Raw genomic sequence first — 14,846 nt, 5'->3', positions numbered from 1 at the left:
CTCGCACCCCCTTGCGTTCACCAACCATGCATTACATATTGAGTTTTGCGTGTTAAATAGACGTAACCCTACGGTAGCTACTGCCGAACTGGTCGGCTCGACGTCCTCGGGAGCCCTGCGTGGACCGCTCAACCCAGCTCACCGCCCAACACGGGGGCCACACGGGCCCCCTCCGCACCTCGGCCTCACGTCCGGCGTCCGGGCCGCGTGAGACCGGGCACCGCCCGGACGGCATCACGCGCTTCGCCACCGGTGTATACGACCCGGCCGGCCGGGCCCCGACGGCCGGATCCCTGCACGCCGGGGCGGCCCGGGTGCTGGAGGGCAACTGGACGGGGACGTCGACCGTGCCGTCACGGGGCCTGTATCCGCACCAGTGGTCCTGGGACTCGGCGTTCATCGCGATCGGCCTGCGGCACCTGTCTCCCTTACGGGCACAGACGGAGCTGGAGACGCTGCTCGACGCGCAGTGGGGCGACGGCCGTGTCCCGCACATCGTCTTCAACCCCTCCGTGCCGCTCGACGCGTACTTCCCGAGCCCCGACTTCTGGCGCTCCTCGACCGCGGGGCGCGCCGCGGGCGCCCCGCGCACCGTACAGACCTCGGGCATCGTGCAGCCACCGGTGCACGCGCTGGCCGCGTGGCTGGTGCACCGGGCCGATCCCGGGCTGTCCCGGGCACGCGGCTTCCTGCCCCGGGTGTATCCGCGCCTGGCCGCCTGGCACCGCTACCTGCTGCACCGGCGTGACCTGGGCGGAGGCGGGCTCGCGTCCGTGGTCCATCCCTGGGAGCAGGGCATGGACAACTCCCCGTGCTGGGACGCCCCGCTCGCCCGCGTCACCCCGGCCCCGGCCCGCTCCTTCCGCCGTGCCGACCTCGACCACGGCGCGCCCGAGGACCGGCCGACGGACCTGGACTACGGGCGGTACGTGCGCCTGGCGACGGACTACCGGGACCGGGGGTATGCGGACGGGCCCGGTGGCTTCGCCGTGGAGGACCCGGCGTTCAACGCGCTGCTGATCGCCTCCGAGCACGCGCTCGCCCGTATCGCCCGGGAGCTCGGGGCCACGGGCACGGCCCGGCACGCGCGCGCGGAGCGGCTGACGGCGGCCCTGGTGGACCGGCTGTGGGACCCGGCGGAGGGCCTGTTCTTCTGCCGGGACGTGCGCGGCGGAGGGCTGATCCCCGAGCGCGCCGTCTCAGGGCTGATCCCGCTGCTGCTGCCGACGCTCCCCCGCGCGATCGCGGAGACCCTGGTCCGTACGGCGAGCGGGCCGCACTTCGGTCTCGGCGGACCCGCCCGTCTGGTCCCGAGCTACGACCTCACCGGTGAGGCCTTCGATCCGCACCGGTACTGGCGCGGGCCGGCCTGGTTCAACACGGCCTGGCTGGTCGAGCGCGGGCTGCGGCTGCACGGTGAGCGGGCGCGGGCCGACGCACTGCGGGAGGACTTCCTGAGCACCGCCGGCACGTCCGGGTTCGCGGAGTACGTCGACCCGTACACCGGCGAGGCCTGCGGGGCGGGCGACTTCAGCTGGACCGCCGCGCTCACGCTCGACCTGCTCCACGACATCGGCACGCACGGCATCAGGGAAAAGGGAGGGGACCGGGGATGACGGACCGGCAGCATCTGCTCGTTCGCGGCGGGACGTTCGCGACCGTGGGCGATGGCGGAGACATCAGCGGGGTGCGCGGCGGCGCCCCGGACGGGCTGTTCGTGCGGGACGCCCGCCACCTCAGCCGCTGGCAGCTCACCGTCGACGGCGCCGTGCCCGAGACGCTCACGCCGGTCGCCGACGGCGACACGGCGGCTTGCGTCCTCGTGCCGCGCGGCGGCCGCCAGGAGCCGCCCGCGTACACGCTCTTCAGGGAACAGGCCGTCGTCGACGGCGCGTTGGTGGAGTCGCTGCGTGTCACCAGCAACCGTCCGGTGCCGACGACGGTCCGTATCGCGGTGACCGCGGACGTCGACTTCACGGACCAGTTCGAACTGCGTTCCGATCACCGCACGTACTCCAAGATCGGCGCTGTGCGTTCCCGCACGGTCCTCGACGACGGCGTGGAGTTCGCCTACCGGCGCGGCGAGTGGCGTTCCTGTACGACCGTCACCTCCGAGCCGGCGCCCGACGGAGTGGAGGAGACGGGCACGGGCGCCCGCCGCCTCGTCTGGGCCCTGGACCTGGAGCCGCACGGGACGGCGGAGCTGGCGCTGCGGGTGGTGGCCCGTCCGCACGGCGCGCCCCGTCCGCCGAAGGTGCCGTCCTCCCCCGCCGCCGCCACCGAGCAACTCCTCGCCCTGGAAGGTGAGTTCGCGGAGGGCGTGCCCTTCCCGGCCGGCTGGCCCGAGCTGGCGGCGGCCTGCTCGCGGGGGCTCAGCGATCTCGCCGTGCTCCAAGTCCCCGCGACCGGCCCGGACGGGGAGGAACTGCGCGTTCCGGCAGCCGGGGCCCCCTGGTTCCTCACGCTGCTCGGCCGTGACGCCCTCCTCACCTCCCTGTTCGCCCTGCCCTACCGCCCGGACCTCGCCGCCGCCACCCTCCCCGCGCTGGCCGCCACCCAGGCCACCGAGTCCGGCCTCGACTCGGTGGCCCAGCCGGGCAAGATCGTGCACGAGGTGCGCCACGGAGAGCTGGCCCACTTCGGGCAGGTGCCGTACGGGCGGTACTACGGCTCGGTGGACGCGACCCCGCTCTTCCTCGTCCTCCTCGGCGCGTACGTGGAACAGACCGGCGACGTGAGCCTGGCCCGCCGGCTCGAACCCCACGCCCGTGCGGCGATCGGCTGGATGCTCGACCACGGCGGCCTCACCTCCCGCGGCTACCTGGTGTACCGCGCCGACCAGGGCGGCCTCGCCAACCAGAACTGGAAGGACTCACCGGGCGCGATCTGCTCGGCCGACGGCAGCCGTCCCACCGGGCCGGTGATGGCGGCGGGCGCGCAGGGGTACGCGTACGACGCGCTGCGCCGCACGGGGCACCTCGCCCGCACGGTGTGGGAGGACGAGGTCTACGCGGCGCTGCTGGAGCAGGCGGCGGCCGATCTGCGCGACCGTTTCCAGCGGGACTTCTGGATGGAGGAGCACGGGTTCGCCGCGCTGGCTCTGGACGGTGAGGGCAACCACGTCGACGCCCTGGCTTCGGACGCGGGGCACCTGTTGTGGTCGGGGTTGCTCGACAAGGAGTACGGGGAGGTGGTGGGGCGGCGGTTGCTGGAGCCGGACTTCTTCTCCGGGTGGGGTGTTCGGACGATCGCCTCCGGTCAGGCCGCGTTCCATCCGTTGTCGTACCACCGTGGTTCTGTGTGGCCGCATGACAACGCGCTGGTCGCGCTGGGTCTCGCGCGGTACGGGTTGCACGACGAGGCCCGGACGGTGGCCCGGGGGCTCGTGGACGCGGCCATGGCGACGGGTCACCGTCTGCCGGAGGTGCTGGCCGGGTACGGGCGGGATTCGCACCCGGAGCCCGTTCCCTATCCGCATGCCTGTGTGCGGGAGGCTCGGGCCGCCGCGGCGCCGCTGGCGTTGCTCACGGCCGTGGGCGGTGCCTGAGCTCCGGCCCCCGAGCGAGGGTCAGGACGGTGTACCGCGGCACAGGCCCGGCCGGTTCTCGGTCACCCCCGCGTTGTTCTGCCATGTGTTGGCCGTGCCGGCGGTTCCCGCACCGACGGTGTCGTCGTGGCAGTCGTGCTCAAGGTTGTTCCTGAGCACGTTGGAGGCGATGCGGTTGCCCGCGTTGCCGCCGGCGTCGATGCGGATTCCGTCCCTGGGATTGCCGGTGGCGGAGTTCGACGAGATGACGGAGTCGGTGAGCGAGTTCGGGCCCACGCTGATGCCGTCGTTGCCGGTGGAGTCGGTGATGGTGTTGGAGGAGATAGTGGCGTTGGTGGTCGGCCCTCCGCCGAAAGCGGTGCTGCTCCGCACGCCACGGGCACTTCCGGTGATGTTGTTCGACAGGATCTGCAGTGCGGTGTTGTCGTTGCCCACGAAGATCGCGGAACCGCTGTTGTTCCGCGCGGTGTTCGACCGCACCCTGCTGTCGGTGGAGTTGAAGATGGCCAGCAGCGAACCGTCCTGCCGGGACGTGTTCGCGTCGATGTCGACGGCGTCGACATCTCCCGGGGCCCCTCCGGCCAGTACGAGCGCGGACGAGTCGTTCTGGAAGAAGGTGTTCCGCACGATGTCCGCGTTGCGCAGGCCCTGGTCGGAGTAGATCCCGTTACCGCTGGCGGCTCCTGCCCGGTTGTTCTGGCGGACGCAGTTCTGTACCGCCGTGGACACGGTCGTCCCACTGGAGTTGAAGTAGACACCGAACACGTTGTCCTGCACCACGTTCTGCAGAACCTGGTGTCCGGAGAACGAGGCACCGGTGAAGATGCCGGAGCCGAGCGTGTTGTCCTGGACCGTGAAGCGCAGGAAGCGGATGCCGTTGGCCAGCAGGTTGACGACGCCGCCTGCCGCGTTGTCCGCCTGGACGATCGCATCGGTGGCCGGGTTCGGCGTCCCGGGCTGTGTGCAGTCGGCGGGGGGACGCGGCCCCTGCAACCGCAGGTTCGCCTTGTTCACGGTGACGACTTCGTTGTACGTGCCGGGGCAGACCCTGATCGTCGATCCTGGTGCCGCCGCGTTGACCGCCGCCTGGATCGATGTGAAGCCCGCGCCCGGGCACTGCGCCCCGTCGTCATCGACGACGAGCGTGGTCTGCGCCGCGTGGCCGGGCATCGCGGAAAATGCCGCAGCACATGCCACACACGCCGAGACAAACAACCGCCTCTTCACGCGTTTCTCCTTGGTTCGCAGGGCAGACCGGCGATCACGGCACGCTGAACGCGCAGCCGCTGAGCCACAGCACACAGGGGCATCCGGGAAGTTCGGCTCGCCGATCTTCCTCGACTCTCGGGTGCGGGAAGCAGGTCGGCAACTCTCCATGAGCCATCCGGAGACTCCTCCGCGGCGGCTCCGCGCCGAGGTGACCACCCGTCCGTTCCGGGAGCCCGCGGCAGCCCTGTGCTGCCGCGGGCGCACGCTCACCGCCTGACCCGGCCTGTCAGGTGCTGGAGCCGGTGTCCACGAAGAGGCAGAACGGGTGGCCCACCGGGTCGAGCAGGACCCGCACACCGTCCGGAGGCTGGAAGTCCGCCACCGTCGCCCCCAGGGCAACGGCACGCTCGACGGCCGACGACAGATCGTCCACCTCGAGGTCCAGATGCATCATCATCTGCTGCTCGGACGGCGTGGAGGGCCACCGCGGGCGTGTGAACAGCGGCTCTGTCTGGAACGACAACCCGGCACCGCCGTCGGGCGGTGCGATCTCGACCCAGCCCGGTTCGTCCTTCCGTATCGGCCACCCGAGCAAGTCCCGGTAGAACCGCGCCAGCTCGCGGGCGTCCGGTGCGTCAAGAGTGGTCGCGGTCAACGTGAAACGAGGTGGGGGTTTCATGCCGTTCTGGTGCCCGGTTTCACCGCCGCGAGGCCAACCGTCACTCCTCCGGCCGCCGTCGGCCCCTCGCGGCGCCCCTTCACCCCAAGCGCCGCGACGCCCGCTGCAGCAGCGTCCTCAGCAGGGCGACCTCCTCGGTGCCGAGGGCGGTCGTGATGTTCTCCTGTTCGCGTGCGACGGCCGCTGTCCAGCGGGTCAGGGCCTCGTTGCCCCGCTCGGACGCGAACACCAGGACGCGGCGCCGGTCGGCGTCGTCCACCCGGCGCAGCACGAGGTTGAGCGAGACCATGCGGTCGACGACCTTCGTCAGGGTCGGCGCGGACAGCAGCGCGAACTCGGCGATCTCCGTCATCGGGTGACCGGCGCCGTCGCCGAGGTACGACAGCACGCGCCACTCCTCCAGCGTCGCGCCCTCCTCCTTCAGCGCCTCGACGAGTCTTCCGACGACGCTCCGTTCCACGAGGGTGAGCGCTCGCGCGAAGTCCAGCTCTGCTACGGCCGACGGAGTGGTCGTGGTCATCGCCCTGCCAAGAATCGTCGTGGTGATCGAGGTAGTTCCACGATACAGTCATTTTCTTGTCGCTGCGAAATATTCTCGTAGCAAGCAATGGCTAGAGTGAGCCCCTATGATCGAGAAGGCGTCTGCCCTGCTCGGCTCGCCGGCAGGCCCTCGGACCCGTGACGCTCTGGATGTCGCCCTGGTCATCCCGCTCCAGGGCCCGGCCGGGATCTTCGGGCCGTCCTGCGAGTGCTGCGCCCTGCTCGCGGCGGAGGAGGTCAACGCCGAGTCGGGCGTGCTGGGCAAGGAGCTCCGACTCGTCCTCGTCGACGGCGGGGCGCCGCCCGAGCAGGTGGCCACGGAGATCGACGCGCTGATCTCGGCCGGCCTCGTCGACGCGGTGGCCGGCTGGCACATCTCCGCCGTCCGCGAGGTGGTCGCCCCGCGCATCGACGGCCGGGTGCCGTACGTGTACACCGCGCTCTACGAGGGCGGTGAGCGCTCCCCGGGCGTGTTCCTCACCGGCGAGACCCCGAACCGTCAACTGCGGCCCGCGCTCCAGTGGTTCGCGAGCGAGCTCGGCATCCGGCGCTGGACGATCGTCGGCGACGACTACGTGTGGCCGCGCTCCTCGGCCCGCGCGGCGCACCGCTACCTGCGCGAACTCGGCGGCGAGGTGTGTGACGAGATGTACGTGCCGCTCGGCACCAGGGACTTCGGGCCGGTCCTGGAGCGGGTCGCGGCGAGCGGCTGTGAGGCCGTGCTGATGCTGCTGATCGGTGACGACGCCGTGCTGTTCAACCGGGCGTTCACCGCGGCGGGCCTGGACCGTGACCGCATCCGGTTCAGCTCGCTGATCGAGGAGAACGTGCTGCTGGCCACCGGCCCGGAGAACACCCGCGGCCTGATGACCTCGGCGGGCTACTTCGAGGACCTGCCGACGGCGTACGGTCTCGACTTCGCCGCCGCGTACGGACGCCGCTTCGGGCTGGGCGCACCGGTGCTCAACAGTCTCGGCGAGTCCTGCTACGAGGGCGTGCGCATGCTCACCGAACTGCTGCGCCGGGCGGGCGGCACGGACGTGGAGCGCATCCAGGCCACCGCCGAGGGCCTGGAGTACGAGACGCCGCGCGGCACGGTCCAGATCAAGGACCGCCATCTGAGGCAGCGCGTGTTCCTCGCGGCGGCCGACGGACTCCAGTGGGACGTGCTGCAGCAGCTGCCGTAGCCCCGGAGCTCCCTTTTACCCGCATGTAACACGCCACCCTCTTGCCCATTTACTTCGAGAGAAAATACTTTTTTCTCGAAGGATTTGGGAGGTTGATCGTCATGGCTACCTATGTGTACCGCTGCACGGCCTGCGGCCCCTTCGACGTGATCCGGCCGATCGGCCGGGCGCTGCCCGAAGAACCGTGCGTGAGCTGCGGAGTTCGGGCCCGCCGCCTCTTCACCGCCCCGATGCTCACCCGCACCGCCTCCCCCCTGGCCCGCGCCCTGCACGCGTCCGAGGCCAGCGCCCATGAACCGCGCGTCGTCACCGAGGTGCCCCCGGCCCGCCGCGCTCCGGGCCCGCCCGCCGATCCCCGGCACGCCCTGCTCCCCAAGCCCTGACCCCACGTCCGTACCGTCCGGAGGCAGTCCATGCCCGAAGTCGTCTTCAGCGTCGACCAGGCCCTGTCCATGCGCGACCAGAAGGTGCCCGGCCACAACCGCTGGCACCCCGACATCCCGCCCGCCGCCACCGTGAGGCCCGGCTCCGAGTTCCGTATCGAATGCCGGGACTGGACCGACAACCAGATCGGCAACAACGACTCCGCCAACGACGTCCGCGACGTCGACCTCACCCACGCCCACATGCTCAGCGGACCCATCGCCGTCGAGGGCGCCGAGCCCGGCGACCTGCTCGTCGTGGACATCCTGGACCTCGGCCCCGTCCCGCAGTCGTCCGGCGAGGGCTCGGGCCAGGGCTGGGGCTACACCGGGGTCTTCGCCAGGGACAACGGCGGCGGCTTCCTCACCGACCACTTCCCCGACTCCTACAAGGCCGTCTGGGACTTCCACGGCCAGCAGGCCACCTCCCGGCACATCCCCGGCGTCCGCTACACCGGCATCACCCACCCCGGCCTCTTCGGCACGGCGCCCTCCGCCGGGCTGCTGGCCCGCTGGAACGCCCGCGAGCAGGCGCTCATCGACACCGATCCGCACCGGGTGCCCGCCCTCGCCCTGCCCCCGCTGGCCGCGAACTCCCTGGCCGGCACGGCGACCGGTGAGACGGCCGACCGGATCGCCACCGAAGGTGCCCGCACCGTGCCCGCCCGCGAGAACGGCGGCAACCACGACATCAAGAACTTCACCCGCGGCTCACGGGTCTTCTACCCGGTCCACGTTTCCGGCGGCCTGCTCTCCGGCGGCGACCTGCACTTCAGCCAGGGCGACGGCGAGATCACCTTCTGCGGGGCCATCGAGATGGGCGGCTTCATCGATCTGCACGTCGACCTGATCAAGGGCGGCATGGAGAAGTACGGCGTCACGACAAACCCGATCTTCATGCCGGGCAACGTCGCGCCGCAGTACAGCGAGTTCATCTCGTTCGTCGGCATCTCCGTCGACCACGAGACCGACACGAACCACTACCTCGACGCGACGATGGCGTACCGCAACGCCTGCCTCAACGCCGTCGCGTACCTGAAGACCTTCGGCTACACCGGCGAACAGGCCTACCTGCTGCTCGGCTCGGCCCCGATCGAGGGCCGGATCAGCGGAGTGGTGGACATCCCCAACGCCTGCAGCACCCTCTACCTGCCCACCGCGATCTTCGACTTCGACATCCGGCCGACGGCCGAGGGCCCGAGAAGAGCCGACCGCGGCCAGTGCGCCGTCACCTCGTGACGGCTGGTCATCCAGAAAGGCAGTCAGTCCCGTGCGCGAACATCTCACCTTCCAGCTGGGCGACTTCACCACCCAGCACGGCGCCACCCTGCGCGGCGCCCACCTCGCCTACACCACGTACGGCGAACTCAACGCCGACAAGTCCAACGTGATCGTCTACCCCACCTGGTACTCCGGCCGGCACTGGGACAACGAGTGGCTCATCGGCCACGGCATGGCGCTGGACCCGGCCGAGTACTTCATCATCGTCCCGAACATGCTCGGCAACGGCCTGTCCAGCTCACCGAGCAACACCCCGCCGCCGTACGACCGCGCCCGCTTTCCGCGGATCACGGTGTACGACCAGATCGCGGCCCAGCACAAGCTGGTCACCGAGGAGTTCGGCATCGAGCGGATCGCGCTCGTGACCGGCTGGTCGATGGGCGCGGGGCAGACGTTCCAGTGGGCCGTCAGCCACCCGGAGATGGTCGAGCGGATCGCCCCCTTCTGCGGCTCCCCGCGCACCAGCCTCCACAACAAGGTCTTCCTGGAGGGCGTCAAGGCCGCGCTGACCGCCGACGCGCTCTTCAACGGCGGCTGGTACGACGACGACAAGTGGCCGACCACCGGACTGCGCGCGCTCGCCCGGGTGTACGCGGGGTGGGGCTTCTCGCAGGCGTTCTACTGGGAGAAGGAGTACGAGAAGCTCGGCTACACCTCCCTGGAGGACTTCCTCGTCGGCTTCTGGGAGGGCTTCTTCCTCGACGGCCGCGACCCGAACAACCTGCTCAGCATGTTGTGGACGTGGCAGAACGGCGACGTCGGCCTCACCCCCGGCTTCGACGGGAACACCGAGGCGGCGCTGGGCTCGATCAGGGCGACCACGCTGGACATGCCCGCCGAGAAGGACCTCTACTTCCCGCCGGAGGACGAGGCCTGGGCGGTCAGCCACATACCGGGCGCCGAACTCCGCGTGATCCCCGGCATCTGGGGCCACTTCGCCGGCGGCGGCAGCAGCCCCGAGGACACCGAGTTCATCGACACGGGCATCAGGGAACTGCTCGCCAAGCCGGGCGGGCTGGCGTAGCCATGAAGGGCAGACTGCCGCACGAGGTCAGCGCCTCGATCGTCGCCTTCGCCACCGTCCTCCTGCTCCTGAGCCCCCTGAACATGCCGACCTGGGCGATCTTCGTCACCTGGGCCGGAACGTTCCTCCAGGGCGGCCCGAGCGTCGCCAACGCCCTCTCCATGATCACCGCCACCACCACGGGGGCTGGATTCGCGGTCGTGGCCGTCCTCCTCAACCGGGAGACGGGCACGATGTTCGGCACCGGGGAGTTCGCCCGGACCCTGGCGCTCGGCGTGGTGATCTTCCTCGTCAACGGCACCCTGCTGGCGACCGGCCGGCTGAAGCCGTTCGCTCTCACCCCGGGGATGTTCTTCGGCTTCGCGTCGACCTTCGCCACGTACTTCGGCGGATTCGGCTACGACGCGGGGAACCTGGGCGCCGCCTTCGTCAGCGCCGCCGCCATGTGCGCCCTCGGCCCGCTCTGCGCCGCCCTGGGACTGCGCCTGATGTTCGCGCCGGCGGCCACACCCGGTCAGGACAAGCAGCACAGCGAGCCCGAGGAGGTGACGGCCCGTCCCCCGACGCCCTCACCCTCCTGACGTGTCCAGCTCCGCGTCCTCACCCACGCCCGCGCAGTCGTACGGGTCCCTGAGCCAGCCGTCCGGCAGCACCACCCGGTTGTTGCCGGACGTCCGGCCGCGGGGCCCGTCGGCGCCGGCGGGCCAGGGCTGGTCGAGATCCAACTCGTCCAGCCCGGCCCGGAGTTCCTCCAGCGAAGAGGTGATCGCGAGGCGCTTGCGCATCTCCGAGCCGACGGCGAAGCCCTTGAGGTACCAGGCGACGTGCTTGCGGAAGTCGATGACGCCGCGGGACTCGTCGCCGAGCCACTCGCCGAGGAGGGTGGCGTGGCGGACCATGACGTCGGCGACCTCGCGCAGGACCGGGCGCGCGTAGTCCCCCGTACGGCCCTCGAAGGCCGCCACCAGGTCCGCGAACAGCCACGGCCGCCCCAGGCACCCGCGCCCGACCACCACACCGTCGCAGCCCGTCTCCCGCACCATCCGCAGGGCGTCCTCGGCCGACCAGATGTCGCCGTTGCCGAGGACGGGGATCTCGGGCACGTGCTCCTTCAGGCGGGCGATGGCGTCCCAGTCGGCCGTGCCGCCGTAGTGCTGGGCGGCCGTACGGCCGTGGAGGGCGATGGACGTCACGCCCTCCTCGACGGCGATGCGGCCGGCGTCGAGGTAGGTGATGTGGTCGTCGTCGATGCCCTTGCGCATCTTCATGGTGACGGGGAGGTCACCGGCCCCGGAGACGGCCTCGCGGAGGATCGCGCGCAGCAGGTTGCGCTTGTACGGCAGGGCCGAGCCGCCGCCCTTGCGGGTCACCTTGGGGACCGGGCAGCCGAAGTTGAGGTCGATGTGGTCGGCCAGGTCCTCCTCCGCGATCATGCGGACGGCCTTGCCGACGGTCACCGGGTCCACCCCGTACAGCTGGATCGAGCGCGGGGTCTCCGAGGCGTCGAACCTGATCAGCTGCATGGTCTTCTCGTTGCGCTCGACCAGGGCCCGGGTGGTGATCATCTCGCTGACGTACAGGCCCTTGCCCTCACTGAACTCCCGGCACAGCGTGCGGAAGGGCGCGTTCGTGATGCCGGCCATGGGGGCGAGCACGACGGGCGGCTGGACGGTGTGCGGGCCGATCCGGAGGGGACCCGTGGGGGCGACGGTGGGCGTGGACATTCCCCCATTGTCACGCACTCTCCCCACCGGTTCCATTCATTAGTTAGGCGCACTATCGATTCTGGCGTACGATGGAACGCATGCCCGAGCTCAGCCACCGCCGCCGCTTCCTGGTGCTCGCGATCTGCTGCATGAGCCTGCTGATCGTGAGCCTCGACAACACGGTCCTGAACGTCGCCCTGCCGTCGATGGAGCGGGATCTGGGCGCGAGCGTGTCGGGGCTGCAGTGGACGATCGACGCGTACACGCTCGTGCTCGCCTCGCTGCTGATGCTGGCGGGGGCGACCGCGGACCGCGTCGGCCGCAAGCGTGTCTTCATGGCCGGTCTCGTCGTCTTCACGATCGGCTCGGCGCTGTGCTCCCTCGCCCCGAACCTGGAGGCGCTCATCGCCTTCCGGATGGTGCAGGCGGTGGGCGGCTCGATGCTGAACCCGGTCGCGATGTCGATCATCACCAACACCTTCACCGATCCGCGCGAGCGTGCCCGCGCGATCGGGGCGTGGGGCGCCGTCGTCGGCATATCGATGGCCGCCGGTCCGCTGGTCGGCGGGCTGCTCGTGGAGTCCGTCGGCTGGCGCGCGATCTTCTGGCTCAACATACCCGTGGGCCTGGCCGCGCTCCTGCTCACCCTGCGGTACGTGCCCGAGTCCCGCGCCCCGAAGGCCCGCCGCCCCGACCCGGTCGGGCAGGTCCTGGTGATCGCCCTGTTCGGCTCGCTGACGTACGCGATCATCGAGGCGCCGAACGCCGGATTCGCCCACGTCGCCCCCTTCGCGGGCATCGCGCTCGCCGCACTCCTCGGCATCCTGTGGTACGAGCCGCGGCGCGCCGAACCCCTCATCGAGCTGCGGTTCTTCCGGTCGGCGCCGTTCAGCGGGGCGACCCTCATAGCGATCGGCGCGTTCGCGTCACTGGGAGGCTTCCTCTTCCTCTCCACTCTGTACCTGCAGAACGTGCGTGGCCTGGACGCCCTGCACGCGGGTCTGTGGATGCTGCCGATGGCGGTGCCTACCTTCGCCTGTGCGCCGCTGTCCGGCCGGCTGGTCGGCAGCCGGGGGCCACGGCTGCCGCTGCTGCTCGCCGGGTGCGCGATGACCGCGAGCGGTGTGCTCTTCGCCGTCCTCGACGCCGAGACGTCGAACGCCACGCTCTTCGCCGGGTTCGTGCTGTTCGGGGTGGGCTTCGGCTTCGTCAACTCCCCCATCACCAACACCGCCGTCTCCGGCATGCCCCGTACTCAGGCCGGGGTCGCCGCCGCCGTCGCCTCCACCAGCCGCCAGGTCGGTCAGACGCTGGGGGTCGCGGTGGTCGGCGCGGTGCTGGCGGCGGGCGTGAGTTCGTCGTCGTACGCGGACACCTTCGTGCCCGCCGCCCGGCCCGGCTGGTGGATCATCGCGGGCTGCGGGCTCGCGGTGCTGGTCCTCGGCGCGCTCACGACGGGCCCGTGGGCCCGCCGGACCGCCGAGCGCACGGCCGAACGGCTTCAGGCGACCGAGGTCCGGGACGCCGCCGGAGTGGTCTCCTGACCGCGGTGTCCTAGCCGCTCGCGACCGACCGCAGGCCGGAGGCGCCGACAGTCCCGGTGGTCCCGGCAACCCCGGGGTTCAGGGCCTCGCGGGCGCGGGCCGCTCCCGCGTGCGCCCTGATCCGCTGGTCGGTCTCGCCGGTGACGGCCGCGACCGTCGCGGCGGTGGTGTGGTGGTCGAGGGCCTCGTCGTGGTGACCGCCGGCGTGGAGGGCCTCGGCGAGGCCGTTGAGCGCCGAGGCCTCGCCGTAACGCTCGCCGTTCTCGCGGAACAGGTCGAGGGCGCGCCGCTGGTGGGCCGCGGCCTGCTCGTACTCGCCCTGCCGCAGCCGTACGTCGCCGAGCCCGGACAGCGCGTACGCCTCACCGCCGGCGTGTCCGAGCTGCCGGAACAGGGCGAGGGCCTGCCGCTGGTGGACGACCGCCTCCTCGTACGCGCCGAGCCGCAGACAGGCGTTGCCGAGGTGGGTGAGCGTGCGGGCACGGCCGATCCGGTCGCCCGTCTCCTCGTGCAGGGCTAGGGCCTGCCGCTGGTGGGCGGCGGCCTGCTCGTGCTCGCCCAGACGCAGGCAGACGTTGCCGAGGTTGGTGAGCGTGCGGGCCAGGCCCACCCGGTCGCCGGTCTCCCCGTACAGGGCGAGGGCCCGCTGGTGGTTCCCGGCGGCTTCACGGAGGTTGCCCAGCCGCCAGTGGACGTTGCCGAGGTTGGACAGGGTCCTGGCCTGCCCGGCGCGGTCGCCCGTCGTACGGTGCAGGGCCAGTGCGCGTCCGAGGTGGTCCGCGGCCGACGCGGCGTCGGCGAGCCGCCAGTGCACGACGCCCAGGTTGGTCAGGGCGTGGGCCTGCCCCCCGAGGTCACCTGAGGTCTCGGCGGCGCGCAGGGCATTGCGGTGGATCTCGAGTGCCTCCGTGTGGTGCCCGGCGTCCAGGTAGCGGAACAGCAGCGCGGCGAGTCGTACGGCATGCCCCGGGCAGCCCCGGTCCGCGGCGACCGCGCAGATGGCGGCCAGCGTCGGGCGCTCCGCGTCCAGCCAGGCCCGCGCCGCCGCGGGGTCGCCGAAGTCCGGCAGGACACCGGCCGTGGACGTGGCGGCGGGCCGGTGATGCCGCTCGGCGGGATAGAGGACGTCCATGGCCGCGGCCGCCGCGCCCACATAGTGGTCGAAGAGCCGGACGAGGGCGGCGCGGCGCTCGCCCTCGGAGTCGTGCGCCCGGGACAGCCGGTCCGCGTAGGCCCGCAACAGGTCGTGCGTACCGAACCGCCCGGCCCGGAGGTGCTGGAGAAGATGCGCGCGGGCCAGCAGGTCGAGCCCGCGGCGGGCGGCGCGCAGGGAGTCGTCAGGGGTGAGGTGAGCGGTTGAGGGCGGGGCGTGGGAGCCAGGCGGGGTCGGGACGCCGGCAACGGCCGACGGTGGAGCGGGGGAGCCGGTCGGAGGTGGGGCGGCAAGGGTGGTCGGGGGCGGGGCGGCAAGGTCGGCCGCAGGCTGAGCGCCAAGGCCGGTCGGCTCCGGGGCGGCCGAGGCGGGCGCCGACGGGGCAACGGGGTCGGTCAACGCCGGGGCGGCGGGGCCGGTCAGTGCCGGGGCGGCGGGGCCGGTCAGCGCAGGGGCGGCGGGGCCGGTCAGCGCAGGGGCGGCGGGGCCGGTCAGCGCCGGGGCGGCGGGGCCCGGCGCCTGGACGGCTGGGTCCGTCGTGGGGAGGGCGGGGC

13 protein-coding genes are annotated in these 14,846 nt (G+C 71.6%); 8 read left to right on the top strand and 5 right to left on the bottom strand.

What is annotated here, in order from left to right:
• Positions 1-233 precede the first annotated feature (233 nt).
• Together ACZ49J_RS02225 and ACZ49J_RS02220 are read left to right on the top strand one after the other, a co-directional pair.
• Positions 234-1,616: an MGH1-like glycoside hydrolase domain-containing protein gene (locus ACZ49J_RS02225; protein ID WP_467447686.1), complete on the top strand. Its 1,383-nt coding sequence runs from the start codon at positions 234-236 to the stop codon at positions 1,614-1,616.
• Positions 1,613-3,547 (top strand): amylo-alpha-1,6-glucosidase, encoded by a 1,935-nt coding sequence (locus tag ACZ49J_RS02220; protein WP_467447328.1) that lies wholly within the window; start codon positions 1,613-1,615, stop codon positions 3,545-3,547. The genes ACZ49J_RS02225 and ACZ49J_RS02220 overlap by 4 nt, the downstream gene beginning before the upstream one ends.
• Before the next feature lie 21 nt (positions 3,548-3,568).
• Here ACZ49J_RS02220 and ACZ49J_RS02215 read toward each other — a convergent pair whose 3' ends face one another.
• The 3 genes from ACZ49J_RS02215 to ACZ49J_RS02205 all read right to left on the bottom strand — a co-directional run bounded on the left by ACZ49J_RS02215 (position 3,569) and on the right by ACZ49J_RS02205 (position 5,955).
• Entirely contained in the window at positions 3,569-4,717 is a 1,149-nt protein-coding gene (locus ACZ49J_RS02215; protein WP_467447327.1) for a right-handed parallel beta-helix repeat-containing protein, read from the bottom strand.
• Positions 4,718-5,042: 325 nt separating this feature from the next.
• On the bottom strand, positions 5,043-5,411 hold the full coding sequence (locus ACZ49J_RS02210; RefSeq protein WP_467447326.1) for a VOC family protein: 369 nt from the start codon (positions 5,409-5,411) through the stop codon (positions 5,043-5,045).
• A 103-nt stretch (positions 5,412-5,514) separates the two neighbouring features.
• Positions 5,515-5,955, bottom strand: a complete 441-nt coding sequence (locus ACZ49J_RS02205; RefSeq protein ID WP_467447325.1) for a MarR family winged helix-turn-helix transcriptional regulator — start codon at positions 5,953-5,955, stop codon at positions 5,515-5,517.
• 106 nt (positions 5,956-6,061) lie between these two features.
• Here ACZ49J_RS02205 and ACZ49J_RS02200 point away from each other — a divergent pair, with 106 nt between their 5' ends.
• From ACZ49J_RS02200 to ACZ49J_RS02180, 5 genes are all read left to right on the top strand, one after another.
• The gene (locus tag ACZ49J_RS02200; protein WP_467447324.1) at positions 6,062-7,162 is read left to right on the top strand and encodes a substrate-binding domain-containing protein; all 1,101 of its coding nucleotides are present in this window, start codon (positions 6,062-6,064) and stop codon (positions 7,160-7,162) included.
• Between the two features lie 101 nt (positions 7,163-7,263).
• Complete coding sequence (locus ACZ49J_RS02195) at positions 7,264-7,545, top strand: FmdB family zinc ribbon protein (protein ID WP_467447323.1); 282 nt, start codon at positions 7,264-7,266, stop codon at positions 7,543-7,545.
• A gap of 30 nt (positions 7,546-7,575) precedes the next feature.
• The gene (gene fmdA, locus ACZ49J_RS02190; RefSeq protein WP_467447322.1) at positions 7,576-8,823 is read left to right on the top strand and encodes a formamidase; all 1,248 of its coding nucleotides are present in this window, start codon (positions 7,576-7,578) and stop codon (positions 8,821-8,823) included.
• 31 nt (positions 8,824-8,854) lie between these two features.
• On the top strand, positions 8,855-9,889 hold the full coding sequence (locus ACZ49J_RS02185) for an alpha/beta fold hydrolase (protein ID WP_467447321.1): 1,035 nt from the start codon (positions 8,855-8,857) through the stop codon (positions 9,887-9,889).
• Positions 9,890-9,891: 2 nt separating this feature from the next.
• Positions 9,892-10,470 (top strand): DUF1097 domain-containing protein, encoded by a 579-nt coding sequence (locus ACZ49J_RS02180; protein ID WP_467447320.1) that lies wholly within the window; start codon positions 9,892-9,894, stop codon positions 10,468-10,470.
• On the opposite strand, the gene dusB is transcribed toward ACZ49J_RS02180, so the two are convergent.
• Positions 10,459-11,613 (bottom strand): tRNA dihydrouridine synthase DusB, encoded by a 1,155-nt coding sequence (gene dusB, locus ACZ49J_RS02175; protein WP_467447318.1) that lies wholly within the window; start codon positions 11,611-11,613, stop codon positions 10,459-10,461. The genes ACZ49J_RS02180 and dusB overlap by 12 nt on opposite strands.
• Before the next feature lie 80 nt (positions 11,614-11,693).
• On the opposite strand from dusB, the gene ACZ49J_RS02170 reads away from it, so the two are divergent.
• Positions 11,694-13,139, top strand: a complete 1,446-nt coding sequence (locus ACZ49J_RS02170; RefSeq protein ID WP_467447317.1) for an MFS transporter — start codon at positions 11,694-11,696, stop codon at positions 13,137-13,139.
• A gap of 10 nt (positions 13,140-13,149) precedes the next feature.
• Here the strand turns inward: ACZ49J_RS02170 and ACZ49J_RS02165 are convergent.
• Positions 13,150-14,846, bottom strand: a 1,697-nt coding sequence (locus tag ACZ49J_RS02165) for a tetratricopeptide repeat protein (RefSeq protein ID WP_468347679.1), incomplete at its 5' end; no start/stop codon positions are given.

The organism is Streptomyces sp. NPDC030840, from assembly GCF_055572015.1.
This window is presented reverse-complemented; position numbering and strand designations above follow the sequence as displayed.